The following is a 16,067-nucleotide window of genomic DNA, read 5'->3' as shown; positions in this document are numbered from 1 at the left end:
CGGAATACCTGTAAAACTGGCTATTGCCCAGGTACCCCAATCAGATTTTAACTTTAATCACCATTTTTTTTATCTCTCCTTCGCCAATGAGTGGGGAGTGTACATCTTCCGGAAAAAGGATGACAAACTCATCCGGCCCCATGCCAACGTACATTTCGGGCACATCTACGTAAAAAGAAACGTCCTTTTCAGGGTTGTAGTCTCCTTTTACCTGCCGGCACTTTTCTCGGGGTTTCCAGCCAATGGATTCTTTGCCGCTGATACACACCTGAATGTCGATGTGCTTGTCATGGCATTCAAATTTTTCATTGGCCTCCTCCCTTGTTTTGCCGGGTTTGGTGAAAACAGCTGCTACCAGCTTGTCTCCATCAATTTCGTACTTACCGTCTGCCATCGCAGACAAGTCCTGATCCGCAATGAAAGCAAATGCCTTTTCAAACAGGGGATGTACAGCCTGGTACTTTTTACTATTGGCAAGGGTGTCAAGTATCATGATTTGGATTGGTTATTAACGTTGAACCCTTCCGCTGGCATCTCCACCCATCAAAACCTTGACTTCAGCAAGCGTGGCGTGGTTCATATCACCTGGTATGGTATGCTTCAGAGCAGATGCAGCTACCGCAAATTCGCAGGCATCGTTCATGGCCATTTTTTCAACCAAGCCATAAATAAAACCGCTAGCGAAAGAATCTCCGCCTCCTACACGATCCACGATCCGTACATCGTACTTCTTGGAGTGGTAAAACTCGTTCCCATCATATACCAGGGCACTCCAGCCGTTGTCTGAAGCACTGTAACTTTCCCTGAGGGTAGACGCAATGTATTGAAAGCCAAATTTCTCCTTCATTTGCTTGAATACATCCTTGTATCCGTCCAGGTTCAGCTCACCTTTGGTCACGTCCGTTTCATTGCTTTTAAAACCAAGCGTAGTTTCGGCATCTTCTTCGTTACCGATACAAACATCTACGTACTGGCAGAGCCTTGTCATTACTTCCTTGGCTTTTTCCTTGCTCCACAATTTCTTGCGGTAGTTTAGGTCAATGCTGGTGGTCACTCCTTTGGCTTTGGCTGCTTTTAGGGCTGCTTCTGTTAAGGCTGCCGCTTTGTCGCTTAGGGCCGGGGTGATACCCGTGGTATGAAACCAAACCGCTCCATCGAAAATTTTATCAAAGTCAAAATCCGCTATCTCTGCTTCGGCAATAGATGCATCTGCACGATCATAGACTACCTGAGAGGCACGCATGGAGGCACCGGTTTCCAAAAAATAAATACCAAGTCTTTTTCCGCCTTTGGCAATGAATTGGGTATCTACCCCGTACCTTCTCAAATGATTGATGGCAGATTGGCCAATTGGGTTGTCTGGAACCTTGGTCACAAAAGTTCCCTCCAAACCGTAGTTGCAAAGTGCTCCCGCTACATTGGCTTCTCCTCCGCCATAGGTAATATCAAACGTATCTGACTGTACAAATCGCTTGAAGTCAGGTGTAGATAGGCGAAGCATTACTTCTCCGAGAGTGACGACTTTTTTGGACATGATGATTTTATGAGTTTAATGATGAATTGAACAAATGCATAGAAAATGTTGGAAGGGCTTTTCGAAAGCAAAGATGTTACAAATGCCCTTTTCAAGACAAGACTACTGCTTTATTTTCGAAAAACCAAATATAATGCCTAGCCGGAGAAGTATTTGATTCGCTATCAACGGTATAGGAATTTACGGATAAATAAGGATGATTGGGGAAACCACCACAGCTGCTTTTCAATGTCCGTACCTGGTTTGAAAGACTAGCGTAACGCAGCAAAAGGATAATATGTGAAGATTTTAAAAAAATCGATGCTGAATTAGAAGCAGCCTACTGCCATCTTTAAAAATATGCTTTGGAATGATCACCCTATTCGTTTTCATTGGCAGGATTCCGGTACTGTTGTTGCAATCCCTGAAGAAAATTTCGCATAATCTGGTCCTTGCAAAGCCGGTATTGCTTTTGCTCCGGTTTTCTGAAAAAGGCACTCAATTCGTGCTTGCTGATCGTTCTTCCGGCGAGCTCTAGTACCTGCAATAGATCCCCATCTTTCAGTTCCAGGGCAATTTTCAGTTTCCGAAGGATCAGGTTATTCGTAAGCCTATTTTCCGGTAGGGGCTGGGGACCTTCCTTCTTTCCTCTTTTGTAAATGATTAAGCCATTCAAAAAAGCGGCTAATTTGAAATCGCTTAGCGGGTTAAAGGCTTCATCATCGTCTTTTTTAAGCCAATCGCTGACCTCCGCACGGGTTGCTTCCAGGCCTCCCATCCCAAATATCCGCATCATCTGATCGTCTCCAAAATCAAAGGTATACCGAAGGCTTCGTAAAATATCGTTATTTTGCATGGGCCATAAAGGTAAGAAATTTGGGTAAATGAATCGCAACAGGAGCTGTCAATTGCTACGTTTGCCTGAATGCCCGATGAAAATTTAGTTTCGCTGGGTTCAAAACCCTATTCCGGTTAAAAACCAAACAAATTATATACTTTCACGAGATGAAGCAGCACACGTTTACCATCATTACCGGTGCCAGTATGGGGATTGGAAAGGCTTTTTCCTTTGAATGTGCAGCGAAAGGGATGAATCTCCTATTGGTAGCCCTACCGGATGCCCAACTAGAGGAAGTCAAACGGGAACTTGAAAGCTCCTTTTCGGTGACCGTATTGATTTTCCCTTTGGATTTAACCCAGAATGGCGGTGTAGAAAGCCTCTATCAGTTTTGTCTGGATAAGAAGTTGTCCATTCAAATGCTGATTAACAATGCCGGCATGGGGGCAGGAGGAAGGTTTGAAAACATTGCGCTGGAAAAATACCTGCAAATCATGGATCTAAATAATAAGGCGATGGTACTCATGTGTCATTATTTTTTACCCTTATTGCAAAAGGAATCCCATTCGTATATTTTGAACATGAGCAGCATGGAGGCGACCCTGCCCTTACCCTACAAGGCCGTTTATACTGGCACAAAAAACTTTGTTTATGCCTTTTCCCTGGCATTAAGGGAAGAACTAAAAAAAGGTCCCGTCTCGGTGACCGTGGTTTGCCCCGGTCCGGTATTGACCAATCCGGATGCGCTGAGGCGTGCGGATGCGCATGGTAACCGGGCAAAATGGATAATGGCCAGTTCCGAACAAGTGGCCAAATCAGGACTGGAAGGGCTTTTACAAGGAAAAGCGGTTATTGTTCCCGGAAGGGTGAATCAGGTGCTTGTTCGAATGATGAAACTGATGCCCACCTCCCTAAAAATGAACCTGTTGGAACGGCTGTTTCGTGTATACAGCACGCATTGATGCTAGCCGTTAAAATAGGTGTCAATACCGCACATTTCCTTGCTTACCTCCCATAAGCAGGCTGCATCGCTGCTTGAAGTCGCATTTTTAGAGGGTTTTTTTTGCTTGCATTTGTCCCAATACCCACCTGAAATTCCCCTTACTTCTTCTGAACTGGCCAGATAAACCGAGGTTTCTGCTCCTTTTTCGGGAGATTTGCCCCCAAGCCTACGTATTTTCCAGGCAAGCCCATGCAGACTCAGCGTATGCTTAAGTCCGATATCGGTTTTTACCAGTCCTGGCTGAACCGCATAGGAGCTCAGTTTTGGTACCGTTTTTCGCCGTTCAAATTCCCGGGTAAACAAGACATTTGCCAGCTTTGATTGGGCATAGGCGCGTAAGCCATGATAGTTTTGGCGGAGGTTTACATCCTCGAAGTGAATTTTTCCGTGAAAGTGGGAATCCGAACTTACCGTAATAATACGGGGATCCGCTGCCTGTGACAGCAGGGGCAGAAGTTGTTGGGTCAGCAGAAAAGGGGCCAGGTGGTTAATAGCCCATTGTCGTTCAATACCATCTTCGGTAAGGCCGAATTCAGAAAACCAGGCTCCAGCATTATTGATCAGCACATCCAGGTTGGAATAGGTCTTTCTTAGGATGGCAGCCATCTCACGGATTTGCTTTTGCGAACTCAAATCGGCCAGGGCATAATCCAGGTCCGCATGGGGGAATTCTTCCCGAATTTCCTCTATGGTTCCCCTTGCCTTTTCCTTGCTGCGACTGGCAATTATCACCCGCGCACCGTTCCTGCAAAGGGCTTTTGCTGTCGCTAGTCCAATTCCGGTATTGGCTCCTGTGACCAAGCAGGTTTTATTCTTCATCTGGTGATTTCAACTTATTCTTTTCTTCCAAAATATGTGGGTGCAGATCGTAAGTTGGGTAAAATTCAGTGGAAAATGCCCCCCAAACACTTTTTTCTACGGCTATATTTAAGTTTCGCAATTCACTGGCTGGAATTTTAACGGTAACTACCTGCCCAATGCCCATCAATACGTACCAATTGACTACTTTGGCGGAAGGGGGTGGGAAATGTTCCAAAAATCCGTTTTTATTGCGAATCTCTTTCAATTCTTCAATATTCTTATCCTGGTGGTGTTTCATAAAGATGGTAATCATCAGACTGTCCGATTCGGTTTTAGGCTCGGGAGTTTGTCCAAAAGATAATACTGCGAAGAAAAGGAAGGAAAGGGTAATTAATAGTGCTTTCATAATCTTTATGGAGATTTCAAGATAGTATAAAGTTACTATTTTTTTATTGTTTTGGATAAGCTTGCACTCAGTTATGGCCCATCCGATAATCAGAAATCCGTTTTTGAGAAACCTTTTTTCCCGCAAATAGCATCCTTGGACCTGGAAGTGCCGCCTATCTAGGTAATACCAGGGGAGAAACGTGCTCTGTAATAAATTTGTCAAGGGGTTTACCATTTCTTTAATTCGAAGCACTTATTTTTCAGGAAAAGAGATAAATCCACTTTTAGGGAACCTAAATAAGCGTCTGCTTGTAATAAAGCGGCTCGGGAGCGGTAATCCGCTCTTTTGCTTCCAGGTTGAAACCATTACTTGGAAAGCTCCGACTTTTAGTTGAACCCTTTATTAGTTGTAATTAACCGAATTTTTCAAGTTGTTTTGACCCTTGGAAAATAATAAACCATATGGCAAAGCAGGTGTATAAGTATACTAAAAATTATTGTGAGGAAAACATTTGGCATTTGTGTCAACATCCCGATTTAAAAGCGCTGGAAAAAAAGGTACTGATCATTTCCAACGAGAGTAAGAATTGCTCTTTCTGGCATCAAAAATCCATGCCTGAGACCGGTCCTGTATGCTGGGATTATCATGTGGTACTTCTGGCTTTGGATCGGGATATCTGGTCTATCTATGATTTTGACTCCAGTCTGGAATTTCCGATTTCGCTAAAAACCTATCTTAGCCTCACCTTTGGATCGGATGTTCTGAATTCTAAAAACCAACCTTTTTTTAAACTTTTCCCGGCTACTGTTTTTAGCCATACCTTCTCATCGGACAGGAGTCATATGAGGGATGCTAGTGGTAATTGGATTTTTACACCTCCCGTTTGGCCAAAAATTGAACAGGAACATTCTCCTGGTCTAACCATGAAGGAAATTACTGATTTCAGTCAATCGAGTCCTCAAAACGTCATTGGGATGGAGGAATTAAACGCCACATTCAATCCCGCTTAATTTCTTAGAGGTTTATGAAGATCTGCTTCCAGGAGTCGAAAGGCTGCTTTAAAATCAATGTACGCTTCCAGGTCCTTTAAGGAAAGAACCTGGTATCCCTCCATACTCAGAAAGTCCAGGTACCGGGCAAATCGTTCCGGTGAGGTGTTTACCCAGGGATGTTCCAGGTCAGGAACTCCATGAATGGTTAAAATGACTACCTTTCCATCTTTGGCTTTTCTCAACGCATCGAAAATCATTGCTTCATTCGTATCATCTGTAGCCCAGCTGGGTAGGAGGTAGGGGTGATCGGCTAAGGGGTCGTAAACACGGCTTCCCCCGGCCCGTGCAATTCGGTAGTTCTTCTCTCTTAGTACCGCCAACACCGTTTCACTCATACTGTACCCGGGATAGGCGAAACTGATAGGCGGCTCCATATCCAGGGAATCCATTTTTTCTTCAATGTATTCCATTTGTTGTCGGATTTCTTCCTTGGGAAGTTTTCCTACCCCTGCATTGGTATGGGTATGATTGGCGACTTCAAATCCCATCCGGTCCAGGGCCTGCATCTGGCGCCAGTTCATGTACTTGCTGCTGTCTGCATGGTTGGGCGGAAATTCGCAGACGAAAAAGGTAGCACCAAAGCCTTTTTCCTTCAATAGGGGTGCCACATGGGAATAATGGCTGGCGGGTGCATCGTCAAAAGTCAATACTACCGTTTTATCTGGAATGGGTTTTTTAAGGATTTGCGCCTCGGTTAAACCCGGAGTAAACCAGGCCAAGCTGATCAGACAAATCCGGTAGGCCCATATTATTGTCACAGGCCATAGCTTCCGGATTGGGTTGCTGAATAGCATGGTCTTTCTGCCTAACCCCTTTTTATCGCGCATATAATCGGAGGTTCTTCATGGCCCAGCGCTGATCCCCTGTCTCCTTGAGGACCAGTCGAACCTGAGATACTGGAGTATTATCATCCCAGCGAATACTATTAACTCCTTTTTCTCCGGTACCGGTAGCCACTTCGCTCCATTCATTGCCCTCAGCTGATACTTCTACGGCATAGCTACCTGGAAATTGCTCTTCTCCGGAATCAAACTGGATTTCCGCCAGGTTTTGAGGTTGGGGAAGCACTACCTGAAACCACATACCCGGCTTTTGTTCCTCTTCTGTTTTCCAGCCCTTGAAGCCAAAAGCATATCCCGGATCCCGGGTAGAACCCACTCCCTGCAAGGAGGTGCTGCTGGCGCTTACCTTCCAGTTGTCCTGCGGAAACAGTTGCTTGGGCACTTCCGCTACCAACGCATCATGGGAATAATTGCTATCCCGATCCCGGGTGGCTTCCCTGATTTGTGCTACGTATTCCGGACTGATAAAACTTCCCTGATTGCCAAAATCATTGCGGACGTAGGAGACTACCGATGCGATCCACTCGTCCGTGTTTTCGCCCATGGCAATCATCACTCCCTCGTATTCTTTTCCTTCAATGGCACCGGTTAGCCCGTGTAACAGGGTTTTAACGGCATATTCGGGGTGGCCCTGTATGCGTGGGGATCCCGAAAAGCCGGGAGCAATGAGTTCACCACCGGCTCCCCCGGTAGGCGTTCCCAATCCTTTTACCCCATGGCAGGTGGCGCAATAACTGTCAAAAATGGATTTTCCTTCGTCAAAAAGAACCCTTTCTTCAGCGGTATATTGTGTGGCGGCTCTTTCCCTGGCAGCAGCCATTTTATCCAAGGCCTGCTGTGCTACGGTTTGAACTCCTTTTACCTGCTTGTTGGCCAATGCTTCTTGCATCCGCTTTTCCACCTCTTCGAAATCGAGCACATAGGCACTTAGCAAGGCCTGCACCGCTACCTGAGGATCCGGATGATCCATCATTTCATTGTAGTCGGCCTCCAAACTTTTGTCTCCAAACTTATACAGGCTTTCACCTGCCCGCAACGCCTGAATCTGTAAATTCGGGTTGGCATCCTGCATCCATTCCCGGACCAAACCGGCTTTTAAAGATCCCAATCCTTCCAAGGTCCAAAAGGCATGTATGCGGGCCAATTCATGCGCATGGTTCCGGGCCATATCTTCCAGCTCCGGCACCACCGAGCGATCCTGTCGCAGGATCAGCAGTTGCTGGGCCTTGTCTCGCCACCAACCATTGGGATGGCTTAGGTGCTGCACCAGTTCACTGGCTGATTCCTCAAACATGCGAGGTTTTTCAGTACTTCGGGGGTGGTCTTCATGGGTCAGCCTCCAGATACGGCCATTGCCTATAATGTCGTCCATCTGGTATTGCTGAATTTTTGTGCGCAGGTAGCTTCCTTCCTGGGTCCAATTACCTTCCTGAATGATGCCCCGGTACATGTCTACGATATACATGGTGCCGTCGGGTGCTGTTGCCATGTCTACCGGCCGGAATAAGGGGTCTGTAGATTGAATAAACTCTGTTTCCTGATCCCGGTAAGGGTTTTGAATGTAGGTCAATCCTTCTGACTTGTCGGACCGGACCTGCCGTACGATACGGGCAACGGGTTCTCCATAAAAATATTGGTTGACCAACGCTTCAGGAAGCCGGTCACCACGGAACACATCATTTCCTGCGGCTCCGGTGACGTTGTTTAATGAGCCGTCGGGCTTTGTCTCCCGCATGCCTGGTTCAAAATCCGCCAATGCGACCAGGCTAAACGGCTCGCGGAAGCCCTCCTGAAACTGCCCTTCCACCCTGAAATTGCCATACACAATGGGAAAGTTAAAGTTTTGGGGCACCCCTCCGGCACCGTCCTGAAACCAGACTTGTCCGTAATTATCTTGGGTGACGCCCCATTGTCCATAGGGATTGCCAGTGGGTTCCTGAATGACTCCGTCCGGTGTCCAGCGGATGCGTCGCGAATTGTAGGTGCTGTACATCCAATTGTCCATGGTCCAGGTCAGAAAGCTGGTCTGGTGTTCCACATTGCCGGAACGACCCAGGCCGGTGGCAAAAAGTTCCTTGGTATCGGCCTTGCCGTCATTATTGGTATCCGTGTATTTGTAGACGTGATCCTCATTGGATTCCATGGACAAAATGGTATTGGGTCCAAATGGAACCACAAAGCGTGGAAATACGAGGCTATCCAAAAAGACAACCCCCGTTTCGTAGATGCCATCATCATCGGTATCCTCCCAGCGGGAAATACGGCCTGCCGGCATCAATTCTCCCGTAGCATCTATGTCCTGCATGTAGGTTCGGAGCTCCAACACATACATTCTCCCATTGCCATCAAATTGAATGGCTGCCGGTTCCTGTATATGGGGTTCAGCCAAAATCGGTTCCATGTGGAAACCGGGTTGTAGGCGAAAGGTTTTTTGTTCGTCCAGCGCTGACAAGGGGATGACCGGTGCCGCGGGAGTCAAGTCAATGCCCTTCCAGCGGGGGGACTCCATATCTATCCCCTCAGGGATTTCTATCTGTGGATAGGGAGCTTCCGTTCTTTTTGGGTCTAGGAGCCCTTCAGGTGAGATGTCAAAAACTGGTTTTTGCAATTCCTGCTGCTGGCAGGCAGCAAATAGAAAAAGCAGGGAAAAATAATTCAGGTATTTGCCAATCATGTATGAGTAATGGTTTTGTTCAATGCTATTTTCAAGCGATTCGATCCCTGGTAAACCAGCTGGGAACGAAAAGCAAGTACCAAAGTAGCGCATTTTTATAATAAACTGCTTACCGCAAAAATAAATTTTTCTGGTTTCCCTATCATCCTTGTTTATAATGTACTAATTTGAAATGGAAACCAATTTACTTATGAAAATAGACTTGCCCCTGACCGGATATGTGGTCCTTGTATTTTTTATGCTTCTAGGAATGGCCTGCGGGACCGGTTCCGATCATTATTCGGTGGATGATTATCCTTCCGTTCCGAAAATGGATGTGCATGTACATATGGAAACCGATCGCGAGCTCTTCGTAGAAAAAGCTACATCGGATGGGTTTCGACTGATCAATGTAGCCTTGGAATATACGGAGGGCTGGAATGATGTGTACCGGAAATTTTCCTACGGCCGGCAACAGGAAAATGCCCATCCGGAAACAGTAGCCAATGTGACCGCTTTTGCGGTATCCGATTGGGACAGTCCGGATTGGGAGGAAAAGGTGATCCACTGGTTAGACAGTTGCTTTGAACAGGGAGCATTGGGAGTGAAGGTATGGAAAAATATAGGCATGGTTTCGCGGGATACGGCCGGAAACCTGATTCAGATTGACGATGCCCGTTTTGATCCCATTTTTGATCACATTCGCCAACAGGGTAAGACGCTGATGGGGCACCTGGCAGAGCCCAAAAATTGCTGGCTTCCATTAGAGGAAATGACTACCAACAACGACCGTAACTATTATGGAAATCATCCCGAATACCACATGTACCTGCAGCCCGAAATGCCCAGCCATGAGGAGCTGATCGAACGCAGGGACAACCTGTTGGCAAAACATCCTGACCTGAAATTTGTCGGTGCCCATATGGGTAGTTTGGAATACGATGTAGACGAGCTGGCAAAGACGCTCGACCGCTTTCCCAACATGGCGGTGGATTTAGCGGCGCGGATGGGGCAGGTCTTCTACCAAACGGCAGCAAACAGGGAAAAAGTGCGGGAATTCTTTATTCGTTACCAGGACCGCTTATTGTACGCCACCGACCTGTCAGATAACGGTAGCCGTACGGAGGAGGCCTTGCATGCGGCCATGGATGCCGCCTGGAAGCGGGATTGGGAATTTTTTGTGAGCGATAACGAGATGGAAAGCGACCTGATCAACGAACCGTTTCGGGGCCTACACTTGCCCAAAGAGGTGGTAGACAAGGTGTTTTATCACAATGCAATGAAGTGGTTTGGGATGGGAAATTAGAGATAATTGCTCCGGGAATTCCGCCCAGTTTTTTTCCTTATTCCAGACGCATTTCGCTTATCTAGGCGCTTATTTTCGGCTTTTTATCATCCGCTTCCTGTTTTTTATGTATATTAAAAATATAAATTGATTGAAACCCAAAAGATGTTTTTACCATGTTATACCATGCCCTTATTTTTTTGCTCTTACTGATAGTTACCTTAACAGGAAAAAAGGAACCGATTAGTGAAGACGCTTTTAAACACCATTTCATTTCCACTGAATTACCTGGAAACGAACGGTGGGGGTATGGCATTTCTATATTGGAAGACCTGGATAATGACGGAGATCTGGATTTTGTAACCGCGGTCAAGTTGGACAGTATTTATTGGTTTGAGAACAAAGGTTCGGAGGAATGGGTCAGGCATGCGGTAGGTAAAATCAATACCGTACAATTAGGATCTGCGGTAACGGATGTAGATAACGATGGATGGCCGGATATTATCATTGGAGGGGATTGGTATCAAAATCCGAAGAATCCCAAAAATGCTCCTTTTAAGAGGTTTAAATACGATCAGCGAATAGAAAATGAAATGCATGATATAGTTCTGGCGGATGTTGACGGCGATGGACAGGACGAAATAGTCGTATCGGGAGATAAGGAAGGGTGTTTTTGGTACAAAATCCCCCCTCAGCCAGTGCAGGATATTGATTGGGAAAGACATACCATTACCATGGATGTGCTGAAAGAAAACGATGCCATCCATTCGGGCATTTGGCCAGCAGGCATCGATGACCTCGACAATGACGGGGATCTGGATTTGGTACTACCCGACAGGTGGCTGGAAAATAGAAATCAGGGAAGAGAATGGATAAAACATGAGCTTCCTTTTGGTAAAAGAGGACCCTGGGGCTTGTCATCAAGAAGTTGGATTGTTGATATGGATAAGGATGGTGATAACGATATTGTGGTAGTGGATAGCGATCAGAAAGGCTGCCGGATCGCCTGGCTTGAAAATGATGGTAATGATTCTCCTACTTTTAAAGTGCACTATCTGCCCATGGAAGCACCTGGTACAAGGGGTTCTTTTCATTCCCTTGCCGTGGCGGATTTTGATGGAGATGGTGATCAGGATATTTTCACTGTGGAACAGGAAGACCCTACTATTTTTCCTGAGGGCGCCGGCCCACGGTGGTATATTTGGGAAAATATGGATGGAAAAGGGGGTAAATTTGAGGAGCGAGTGATATTTGACGGGAAGTTGGGAGGACACGATGCTTTGTTTGGGGATATGGATGGTGATGGTGATCTGGACATCGTATCTAAAATCTGGAAACGCTGGCCCGAAAATGCCAATGGGGGGGTAGAACATGTTTCCTGGTTGGAAAATCTTACGAGAAAATAAATATGATTCCAATGCCCCTTGCTTACGTTTTTAAGTTATGGATAAGTTTGCACCACAATTAATCGTTAAATTATAGTTTCAAACATATCATGCCCGAAATCGTCATTAATGCCCGAAAAGCTGCCATAGGTCCCGGACTGATGGTCAACCGGATTCTGCCCTTTCGCATGCGCCGCATGGTGGGGCCCTTTATCTTTATGGACCATGCAGGCCCGGTCCGGCTCAGTACCGAAAAGGGCCCGTCCATGGACGTGCTGCCGCATCCGCACATTGGCTTATCCACTGTCAGCTATTTGTTTAAAGGAAACGTCACCCATCGGGACAGCCTGGGCGTAAAGCAGGTCATCGAACCCGGGGAAGTCAACTGGATGACTGCCGGAAAGGGGATCGCTCATAGTGAGCGCTTTGAGGATCCGGCGATATTGGCTGGTGGGCAACTCGAAATGATTCAAACCTGGGTGGCCTTGCCCGAAAAAGACGAGGAGGCCGATCCAACCTTTTTCAATTACCAAAAAGATCGCCTGCCTGTATTCGAGGAAAAAGGGCTATGGATGCGGCAGATAGCAGGGGAGGCCTACGGTCTGAAAAGTAATGTACCCACCCATTCTCCTTTGTTTTATTTGCATGTGGAACTTCAGCGGGGACACAGGTTAAACGTGCCCGAGGGATACGAAGAACGTGGCTTGTATATCGCTAAGGGCAGCCTGGAATGGGGCAGTCAGGTGTATGAAATGGGGCAGTTGCTGGTGTTCGGGAAAAATGAACAGGCAAGCGTGAAAGCAGTAACCGATTGTACCATCATGTTGCTGGGCGGGGAACCGGTGGGGGAGCGCTTTATCTGGTGGAATTTTGTGAGCAGCCGAAAAGAACGCATCGAGCAGGCCAAAGAAGACTGGAAGCAGGGGAGAATCGTTTTGCCTCCGGATGATCAGGATACGTTTATACCGCTACCGGAAGAGAAATTCAAACGGAAGGATCCACCTCCGGAGGCACTTTCTTAAGTCCACTGCGAATCCGGACGAATTACTTAAATATATCGTTCAAAAGGCTTGACATATTTGATTAATGCACCGGAAAATTCTGTTGGGTATAGCGAGAAATGGCCCAAAATGGTATCCCCTCCTTCGCCAAACCAACCGATAGGGTAGCTATGTTTGCTCCTTGAAGAAAGACGCATTGGTATAAAACAGTTCCTTTTTGGCAGCTAGAAAAACCCTTGATGGATCATGCTATTGCGCCATCAATTCCACCATGCGAAGCACCAGGTTGGCCGAGTTCGCTGCGGCTGGACCCACAAACTCGTTGAAGTTGATGTGCGCATCGGTATTTGCATTATCACTGCAGCTTCTTATTACCACAAAAGGAAGCCCAAGTAATCGGCAGACGTGTGCCACGGCAGCCCCTTCCATTTCAGTAGCCAGGCTATTGAATTCCGAGTACAGCCAATCTGCCTTTACCGGATCGCTAACAAATAGGTCGGAGGTGCTGATGATTCCCTGAAAGATCCGAGGCTTTCGATTAGAGATCAGTTGGTATTCAGCCAATTTCGAAGCCTGCAGGCTGAGCTGTATCAGTGAGGAGTCAGCATTTAGTAACAGTTCACTGTATGGCTCACCGGAGAGGTCCCTAAAATTCCACGGAGTAAACCCCTCCGAATCCAACAGGCCAAAGTCTACTTGAACCATTGCGGTTCCGATGACAATGTCCCCAGGCAATGCCTCCGGATGCAGGCCTCCGGCCACACCGGTAAAAATCAACCCTTCCAGCTTAAAATTTTGCGTGAGAACAGCCGTGCTATAGGCGGCATTTACTTTACCGATCCCGGCTTTTAAGATTACCACCTTTTTTCCCTTTAGTTGGCCTGTATAAAAATCGATACCCCCAATAGCGGTTACCTTCGGCTTATCCAATGCTTCCACCAGGATGGAAATCTCTTGATCCATCGCGCCCATAATGGCCATTCGCTGGGAATAGGCTGGCAAACAAAGAAGCAGGAATAGAATTGCGGTCAGTAGCTTTTTTATATCCATAGAAAGAAGAGGGAAAAAACAGTGATGATAGCTAAAATTGGATTGATCTCTTTCCGATTTCCACTTAGAAGCTTCAATACGGTCCAACTGATAAACCCAAAAGAAATGCCCGTAGACAGGCTATAGGTAAAAAAGGCATTAATACCCATTCCCGGGGCGACCACAATGGGGTTTTTGGCATAGAGCCCCATCATCAGACTGCCAAAGCCAGCAACCAGCACCGTGGCCGTCACCACGGCTCCAAAAGGCATGCCCGCATCCGAAAGGATGGCAGGATTGACAATGATAATGTAAAATGCGGCCAGAAAGGTACTCAGGCCGGCTAAGACTTCGGTACGCAGGTTTGGGGTGTTGGTGGTCATGGATAGGAATAAAACACCGACAAGATACCCATCGACCCCTAAAAATCAAATTGAAATACCTTATATAAGGCAAAGATTCTATGATTGAAAATGGGTTTTGCTAGGAGAGCGTCACTTATATGACTCCTTTTTCCTGTTAGATCATTTTTGCGATCGTAACAAATCGCAATAGTAAACCAGGGGATGGCAGAATAATTCGTTGAATTGGCTAAACAAATAATCCTCCTATGCTTGGATTAATAGGTTTGGCTGCTAGGGTTGCAGGCCTTGGTGCCTGAATTGGAGATAACCCGCAAAAAAGCATTTCGTTATTGATGGGGAAATTTGGATTTTTGAGAATAGGGAGGATGAACTGGCATTTATCCGGTTGAAGGTGGAGTAATTGGTTTCGTTAGCTGGGTTTCATTTTTTCAAACTATTTTTTAAAATGTTTTTTAAACTTTTAGCAGGACAGCTATGAAACTAATTACCAATCCGTCAAAAGGATCCATTCCCTTTTCAGAAAATGGCAGAAAACCAATATCCGCCAGGGGTTATTCGTATGTTTTTAATCATTTATTATAATTCAATTCTTTATTAAATCTATTTACTAAATCTTTAAACTATGAAAAAGGCAACACTTTTACTTTGTCTGATGATGGCTCATTTACGTTTATTTGGGCAAAAACTTCCAGATAACACGCAGGTTAAATGGGGAAATGAAATATAAAAGGAAAGGAGTTCGTTTGCAAGGCGCTCCTTCCTTCATTATTGGTTTATAGGGTTCCAGGACAGGACTAGGGTAACTATTTACGTAAATGTTTTTATTCCCCACCAATACTACTTGAAATCATAGCGGCCAGTTTCCATTGCCCATTGATCTTTCGAAGATTCCGTATTTCATATGTTTTATTTTCCTGTCCGTCAAATTTCATGGTTTGCACATAGACCACAAAAGCCTGGTTTCCTGAAACCGATATGTCAAAATCGGTGGTTTCCAGGGTCGCCGGGATAGGAGTGGTGTTGGCCTCCATATCGGCTTTCATGGCCTTGCTGATTTCCTCCCAGCTGTTGGCTCTCATTTCCATATTGGTGACCAGGAACGATACCTCCCTGCTGCCATCCCAATGGGCGGCCCAGGCATCGTAGTCCCTGTTCATATAAGCGGTGGTTTCGGCGGAAAGTGTGCTTTTGATGGCTGTTTCTTCAGGTGATTGGGCATACACGATGGATGCGAACAAAATCAAAATAATAGAGAATACGGTTTTCATGAGTTCATTATTTGAGTTATCTACTTTTTTTAGAATAATATCTTCATTTTAGCAAATAAAATGGTATAAAAAAATTTGAACAGTATGAATGGATACGAATACTTTCCCAGACTAGGCTTTTTCTTTCCCGATATAAGGTAAAGTGATGTTGAAAATACAAATATTGTTCTCGTAAAAGACCGCCGGGGTTAGGGAAACCCCAGCGGTCATACCCATTGAGGTCTTTGCTGAAAACAATAAATATTTTTATCATTCCTTCAAATAAACCAATACCATTTTAGTAAGCTTATCCCCTTTGTTAATCACGGAATGCGTTTCGGATTCAAACCACAGGGATGTTCCTGATTTTACTTCAACGACCTGAGATTCCCCATTTTCGGGGGTTATTTGAACTTTTGCATCAGTTAGGATTACCGTTAAGTGGGGTTCATGGTGGTGCATTCCTTCGCCACACACGTCGCCTTGTGGTAAACTTGAATGTTCAATTACAGTTAATTTTTCATTGTCAAGAATGACTTTTTCACTTGACTCGTGAGAATTCTGGCCCTGAGCCGTAAGTGCAGCGCCTAAAAACATCATCGGGAAAATTAATAAGTACTTCATGATCCTAAATTTTAAGTGATTGATAATGATTACATCACAAA

At 45.8% G+C, this 16,067-nt stretch carries 16 protein-coding genes; 5 read left to right on the top strand and 11 right to left on the bottom strand.

All coding sequences use genetic code 11. The annotated features are described in order from the left end of the window. Positions 1-40 precede the first annotated feature (40 nt). The 3 genes from GJS45_RS01450 to GJS45_RS01440 all read right to left on the bottom strand — a co-directional run bounded on the left by GJS45_RS01450 (position 41) and on the right by GJS45_RS01440 (position 2,369). Positions 41-493 carry a YhcH/YjgK/YiaL family protein gene (locus GJS45_RS01450; RefSeq protein ID WP_162339665.1) on the bottom strand — a complete coding sequence of 151 codons (453 nt, stop codon included), beginning with the start codon at positions 491-493 and terminating at the stop codon, positions 41-43. Between the two features lie 15 nt (positions 494-508). Continuing rightward, positions 509-1,534, bottom strand: a complete 1,026-nt coding sequence (locus tag GJS45_RS01445; protein ID WP_162339664.1) for a sugar kinase — start codon at positions 1,532-1,534, stop codon at positions 509-511. 358 nt (positions 1,535-1,892) lie between these two features. After that, positions 1,893-2,369 carry a YehS family protein gene (locus tag GJS45_RS01440; RefSeq protein ID WP_162339663.1) on the bottom strand — a complete coding sequence of 159 codons (477 nt, stop codon included), beginning with the start codon at positions 2,367-2,369 and terminating at the stop codon, positions 1,893-1,895. A gap of 149 nt (positions 2,370-2,518) precedes the next feature. Here GJS45_RS01440 and GJS45_RS01435 point away from each other — a divergent pair, with 149 nt between their 5' ends. Continuing rightward, positions 2,519-3,313 (top strand): SDR family NAD(P)-dependent oxidoreductase, encoded by a 795-nt coding sequence (locus GJS45_RS01435; RefSeq protein ID WP_162339662.1) that lies wholly within the window; start codon positions 2,519-2,521, stop codon positions 3,311-3,313. Positions 3,314-3,315: 2 nt separating this feature from the next. On the opposite strand, the gene GJS45_RS01430 is transcribed toward GJS45_RS01435, so the two are convergent. Beyond that, on the bottom strand, positions 3,316-4,173 hold the full coding sequence (locus tag GJS45_RS01430; protein WP_162339661.1) for an SDR family oxidoreductase: 858 nt from the start codon (positions 4,171-4,173) through the stop codon (positions 3,316-3,318). After that, positions 4,163-4,561 (bottom strand): hypothetical protein, encoded by a 399-nt coding sequence (locus GJS45_RS01425; RefSeq protein ID WP_235954534.1) that lies wholly within the window; start codon positions 4,559-4,561, stop codon positions 4,163-4,165. Before GJS45_RS01425 ends, GJS45_RS01430 begins: the two co-directional genes overlap by 11 nt. Positions 4,562-5,004: 443 nt before the next feature. On the opposite strand from GJS45_RS01425, the gene GJS45_RS01420 reads away from it, so the two are divergent. Then, positions 5,005-5,553 carry a protein N-terminal glutamine amidohydrolase gene (locus GJS45_RS01420; RefSeq protein WP_162339660.1) on the top strand — a complete coding sequence of 183 codons (549 nt, stop codon included), beginning with the start codon at positions 5,005-5,007 and terminating at the stop codon, positions 5,551-5,553. On the opposite strand, the gene GJS45_RS01415 is transcribed toward GJS45_RS01420, so the two are convergent. Continuing rightward, on the bottom strand, positions 5,550-6,422 hold the full coding sequence (locus tag GJS45_RS01415; RefSeq protein ID WP_235954533.1) for a polysaccharide deacetylase family protein: 873 nt from the start codon (positions 6,420-6,422) through the stop codon (positions 5,550-5,552). The two genes, GJS45_RS01420 and GJS45_RS01415, sit on opposite strands and share 4 nt — an antisense overlap. Beyond that, positions 6,412-9,111 (bottom strand): DUF7133 domain-containing protein, encoded by a 2,700-nt coding sequence (locus tag GJS45_RS01410; protein WP_162339659.1) that lies wholly within the window; start codon positions 9,109-9,111, stop codon positions 6,412-6,414. Before GJS45_RS01410 ends, GJS45_RS01415 begins: the two co-directional genes overlap by 11 nt. Before the next feature lie 190 nt (positions 9,112-9,301). Here GJS45_RS01410 and GJS45_RS01405 point away from each other — a divergent pair, with 190 nt between their 5' ends. The 3 genes from GJS45_RS01405 (at position 9,302) to GJS45_RS01395 (ending at position 12,782) form a co-directional block, all read left to right on the top strand. Continuing rightward, positions 9,302-10,396, top strand: coding sequence for an amidohydrolase family protein (locus GJS45_RS01405; protein ID WP_235954532.1), 1,095 nt, complete (start codon positions 9,302-9,304; stop codon positions 10,394-10,396). A 155-nt stretch (positions 10,397-10,551) separates the two neighbouring features. Beyond that, complete coding sequence (locus GJS45_RS01400; RefSeq protein WP_162339657.1) at positions 10,552-11,781, top strand: FG-GAP repeat domain-containing protein; 1,230 nt, start codon at positions 10,552-10,554, stop codon at positions 11,779-11,781. Between the two features lie 89 nt (positions 11,782-11,870). Beyond that, a complete protein-coding gene (locus tag GJS45_RS01395) occupies positions 11,871-12,782 on the top strand; it encodes a pirin family protein (protein ID WP_162339656.1) in 912 nt (303 codons plus the stop codon). A 228-nt stretch (positions 12,783-13,010) separates the two neighbouring features. On the opposite strand, the gene GJS45_RS01390 is transcribed toward GJS45_RS01395, so the two are convergent. From GJS45_RS01390 to GJS45_RS01375, 4 genes are all read right to left on the bottom strand, one after another. After that, entirely contained in the window at positions 13,011-13,811 is an 801-nt protein-coding gene (locus GJS45_RS01390) for a 5'-methylthioadenosine/adenosylhomocysteine nucleosidase (RefSeq protein ID WP_162339655.1), read from the bottom strand. Then, complete coding sequence (locus GJS45_RS01385) at positions 13,802-14,173, bottom strand: solute carrier family 23 protein (protein WP_162339654.1); 372 nt, start codon at positions 14,171-14,173, stop codon at positions 13,802-13,804. The genes GJS45_RS01390 and GJS45_RS01385 overlap by 10 nt, the downstream gene beginning before the upstream one ends. An 803-nt stretch (positions 14,174-14,976) precedes the next feature. Beyond that, entirely contained in the window at positions 14,977-15,423 is a 447-nt protein-coding gene (locus GJS45_RS01380) for a YybH family protein (RefSeq protein ID WP_162339653.1), read from the bottom strand. Between the two features lie 249 nt (positions 15,424-15,672). Further along, positions 15,673-16,026, bottom strand: a complete 354-nt coding sequence (locus GJS45_RS01375; protein WP_162339652.1) for a cupin domain-containing protein — start codon at positions 16,024-16,026, stop codon at positions 15,673-15,675. Between the last annotated feature and the right edge of the window lie 41 nt (positions 16,027-16,067).

Source organism: Cyclobacterium salsum (assembly GCF_010119245.1).
In the GTDB taxonomy this organism is placed as follows: domain Bacteria; phylum Bacteroidota; class Bacteroidia; order Cytophagales; family Cyclobacteriaceae; genus Cyclobacterium; species Cyclobacterium salsum.
This window is presented reverse-complemented; position numbering and strand designations above follow the sequence as displayed.

Coding starts and splice junctions, on each gene's coding strand:
- GJS45_RS01420 (WP_162339660.1), top strand. CDS start 5,005: ATGGCAAAGCAGGTGTATAAGTATACTAAAAATTATTGTGAGGAAAAC.
- GJS45_RS01400 (WP_162339657.1), top strand. CDS start 10,552: ATGTTATACCATGCCCTTATTTTTTTGCTCTTACTGATAGTTACCTTA.
- GJS45_RS01435 (WP_162339662.1), top strand. CDS start 2,519: ATGAAGCAGCACACGTTTACCATCATTACCGGTGCCAGTATGGGGATT.
- GJS45_RS01405 (WP_235954532.1), top strand. CDS start 9,302: ATGAAAATAGACTTGCCCCTGACCGGATATGTGGTCCTTGTATTTTTT.
- GJS45_RS01450 (WP_162339665.1), bottom strand. CDS start 493: ATGATACTTGACACCCTTGCCAATAGTAAAAAGTACCAGGCTGTACAT.
- GJS45_RS01415 (WP_235954533.1), bottom strand. CDS start 6,422: ATGCGCGATAAAAAGGGGTTAGGCAGAAAGACCATGCTATTCAGCAAC.
- GJS45_RS01390 (WP_162339655.1), bottom strand. CDS start 13,811: ATGGATATAAAAAAGCTACTGACCGCAATTCTATTCCTGCTTCTTTGT.
- GJS45_RS01425 (WP_235954534.1), bottom strand. CDS start 4,561: ATGAAAGCACTATTAATTACCCTTTCCTTCCTTTTCTTCGCAGTATTA.
- GJS45_RS01375 (WP_162339652.1), bottom strand. CDS start 16,026: ATGAAGTACTTATTAATTTTCCCGATGATGTTTTTAGGCGCTGCACTT.
- GJS45_RS01430 (WP_162339661.1), bottom strand. CDS start 4,173: ATGAAGAATAAAACCTGCTTGGTCACAGGAGCCAATACCGGAATTGGA.
- GJS45_RS01395 (WP_162339656.1), top strand. CDS start 11,871: ATGCCCGAAATCGTCATTAATGCCCGAAAAGCTGCCATAGGTCCCGGA.
- GJS45_RS01440 (WP_162339663.1), bottom strand. CDS start 2,369: ATGCAAAATAACGATATTTTACGAAGCCTTCGGTATACCTTTGATTTT.
- GJS45_RS01445 (WP_162339664.1), bottom strand. CDS start 1,534: ATGTCCAAAAAAGTCGTCACTCTCGGAGAAGTAATGCTTCGCCTATCT.
- GJS45_RS01380 (WP_162339653.1), bottom strand. CDS start 15,423: ATGAAAACCGTATTCTCTATTATTTTGATTTTGTTCGCATCCATCGTG.
- GJS45_RS01410 (WP_162339659.1), bottom strand. CDS start 9,111: ATGATTGGCAAATACCTGAATTATTTTTCCCTGCTTTTTCTATTTGCT.
- GJS45_RS01385 (WP_162339654.1), bottom strand. CDS start 14,173: ATGACCACCAACACCCCAAACCTGCGTACCGAAGTCTTAGCCGGCCTG.